Genomic DNA, 2,619 nt, shown 5'->3' on the forward strand with positions numbered 1-2,619 from the left:
TTAGGAGGAGGTCCCGACTTGCTTTATTGTGTATATGGAGAATGGACAGGTAAATACCTTGAAGGGAGAGCAGGGGACTCGTATGTTTTACTTGTAATATGGGATAAAGATGGCAAAGTTCATTCTCAGGCATTACATCAATTTGGAAGTGCTACACAGGATGAAAATTCACCTCACTATGCAGACCAGGCTTATCTTTTTGTAGAACGAAAAATGAGACCTGTCCATTGGGAGTTTGATGATTTGAAAGAACATATTTCGAAAGAATACAAACCTGGACAAGAAAATAAAAATTAATCATCTATAAATGAATATGCTCACTTCTTTTTGGAAGTGAGCATATTTTTATAATCGTTCTATTTAAACTCTTATCGAGTTATTGTCTGTAACGATTACGATTTCTGCGCGGTGCAAATTCCTCCTTCGGTCTGGCTTCGTTAACTTTAAGTTCTCTTCCACCTAAACTGGTACCGTTGAGTGCTTCGATTGCTGATTTTGCCTCATTGTCATCAGGCATTTCTACAAACGCAAAGCCACGAGACCTACGCGTATTACGGTCAGAAATGATTCGCGCAGAGTCCACTTTGCCGTATCTTCCGAACATTTCTTCTAATTGTTGTTCGGTAGATGAATACGGCAGATTTCCTACAAAAATATTCACTTGTGCATCTCCTAAAACATACACATTCTGTCCCAGAAGTTTATTAGCCTGTACCCTCAAAACCTGCTATCATATAGCACTCTGCTTTGTTCAGGCGGGGAACCAATGAATCACAGGATTTTTAGTACATCCCTAACCAATAAACCCCCTTGACATATTCAATTACAAGCCATACTATATCATATATCGAACTCAATTGCAAATTTTTATTTTTGGAAATATAAATTATTTTAATTTTGTTTATTGAATTAAAATATGTTAAACTAAAAAATATCTTTATGAAAACAACTAACACAGGTACAAAAACTAAAAAAATGAAACATAAATATTTTGTAAAATTTGATGTTTTTGTTTTTTCCCACCGATGTACCCCCTTCATGTGTTAGTAGTATTTCTCTCCCCTATTTTTCTTTTCTTTAATTAATTCAATAAACCAACTACAAACCAATAAATTTCAGGAGGATTTTAAGATGAAAGTATTTACAGATAACAGTCAATCTATTGGAAATACCCCACTGATAAGAATAAACAAACTTAGTCAGGGGACAAAAACTAAAAAAATCTTTGCAAAAATCGAAGGGAGAAACCCGGGTTACTCTGTAAAATGCCGTATTGGTGCTGCAATGATATGGGACGCCGAGAATAAAGGATTATTAAAACCTGGTGGCACTATTATAGAACCTACATCTGGCAACACAGGTATAGCTCTTGCCTTTGTTTCTGCGGCGAGGGGATATCGTCTTATTCTTACCATGCCAGAAACCATGAGTTTAGAACGCAGAGCAATGTTAAAAGCCTTTGGAGCCGATATAATTCTCACTCCAGGGGAAAAAGGAATGAGAGGAGCCATTGCTGAAGCAGAAAGAATTGCCAGTGAAAACCCCAATTATTTCATGCCGCAACAATTTAAAAATCCGGCAAATCCTTCCATACATTTCAGAACAACAGGACCCGAAATTTGGAATGATACGGACGGAACTGTAGATGTATTTGTGGCTGGTATAGGCACAGGGGGAACGATAACAGGGGTAAGTAGGTATATTAAAGAAGTATGTGGGAAAAAGATTATAAGTGTAGGTGTTGAACCTGCAGGCTCACCTGTCCTATCTGGTGGTTCTCCAGGTCCTCACAAAATCCAAGGAATTGGTGCAGGATTTAAACCCGATATTCTGGATTTAAATCTGGTGGACCGCATTGAAACAGTAACAGACGAAGAAGCCTTTGAAACAGCCCGACGATTAGCAAAAGAAGAAGGGATTATTGCTGGAATAAGTTCAGGCGCGGCTATGGCTGTAGCTATTCGATTAGCCAAGAGGGAAGAATTTGAGCATAAAGCTTTTGTAGTTATTCTCCCGGATTCTGGTGAACGATATTTATCTACATCTCTTTTTAATGGACAATAAAAAATAATTAAAAAATAAATGAAAGGGTAAAATTATGACAAAGCATCAATATCGTCAAGGAACTTTAGCACTTCATGCAGGACAGGTTACAGACCCCACAACTGGGGCTCGTGCAGTGCCTATTTATCAAACTACTTCGTATGTGTTTAAAGACAGTGAACATGCAGCTCGATTATTCGCTCTCCAAGAATTTGGCAACATCTATAGCCGAATTATGAACCCAACTGTAGATGTTTTTGAAAAAAGAGTTGCAGAATTAGAAGGAGGGGTCGGGGCTCTTGCTGTTTCTTCCGGGTCTTCTGCTATAACATTAGCAGTATTAAACATAGCACATGCAGGACAAAACTTTGTTTCTTCTAGTACCCTTTATGGAGGTACTTATAATTTGTTTGCTCATACACTTGCAGAATTAGGGATTGAAGCCCGATTCGTTGATGCAAGTAATCCGGAAAATTTCAAAAAGAAAATAGATGATAAAACACGATTCCTATATGTAGAATCCATTGGAAATCCCGCAAACGACATCGTAGATTTTGAAGGTATAGCTAAAATTGC

General features: G+C 37.7%; 4 protein-coding genes. 3 read left to right on the forward strand and 1 reads right to left on the reverse strand.

The features are described 5' to 3' along the window. Positions 1 to 297 (forward strand): acylase (locus PLA12_14655; protein HOQ33730.1); only part of this gene is annotated, 297 nt, incomplete at its 5' end. A gap of 79 nt (positions 298 to 376) precedes the next feature. On the opposite strand, the gene PLA12_14660 is transcribed toward PLA12_14655, so the two are convergent. After that, complete coding sequence (locus tag PLA12_14660; GenBank protein HOQ33731.1) at positions 377 to 661, reverse strand: RNA-binding protein; 285 nt, start codon at positions 659 to 661, stop codon at positions 377 to 379. Positions 662 to 1,131: 470 nt separating this feature from the next. Here PLA12_14660 and cysK point away from each other — a divergent pair, with 470 nt between their 5' ends. Beyond that, on the forward strand, positions 1,132 to 2,064 hold the full coding sequence (gene cysK, locus PLA12_14665; protein ID HOQ33732.1) for a cysteine synthase A: 933 nt from the start codon (positions 1,132 to 1,134) through the stop codon (positions 2,062 to 2,064). Between the two features lie 34 nt (positions 2,065 to 2,098). Next, positions 2,099 to 2,619, forward strand: a 521-nt coding sequence (locus PLA12_14670) for a PLP-dependent transferase (protein ID HOQ33733.1), incomplete at its 3' end; no start/stop codon positions are given.

This window comes from Candidatus Hydrogenedens sp., from assembly GCA_035378955.1.
Taxonomy (GTDB): domain Bacteria; phylum Hydrogenedentota; class Hydrogenedentia; order Hydrogenedentales; family Hydrogenedentaceae; genus Hydrogenedens.

What these genes read in the sequence shown, in the direction of transcription:
- cysK (HOQ33732.1), top strand. Translation starts at nt 1,132, where the DNA reads ATGAAAGTATTTACAGATAACAGTCAATCTATTGGAAATACCCCACTG.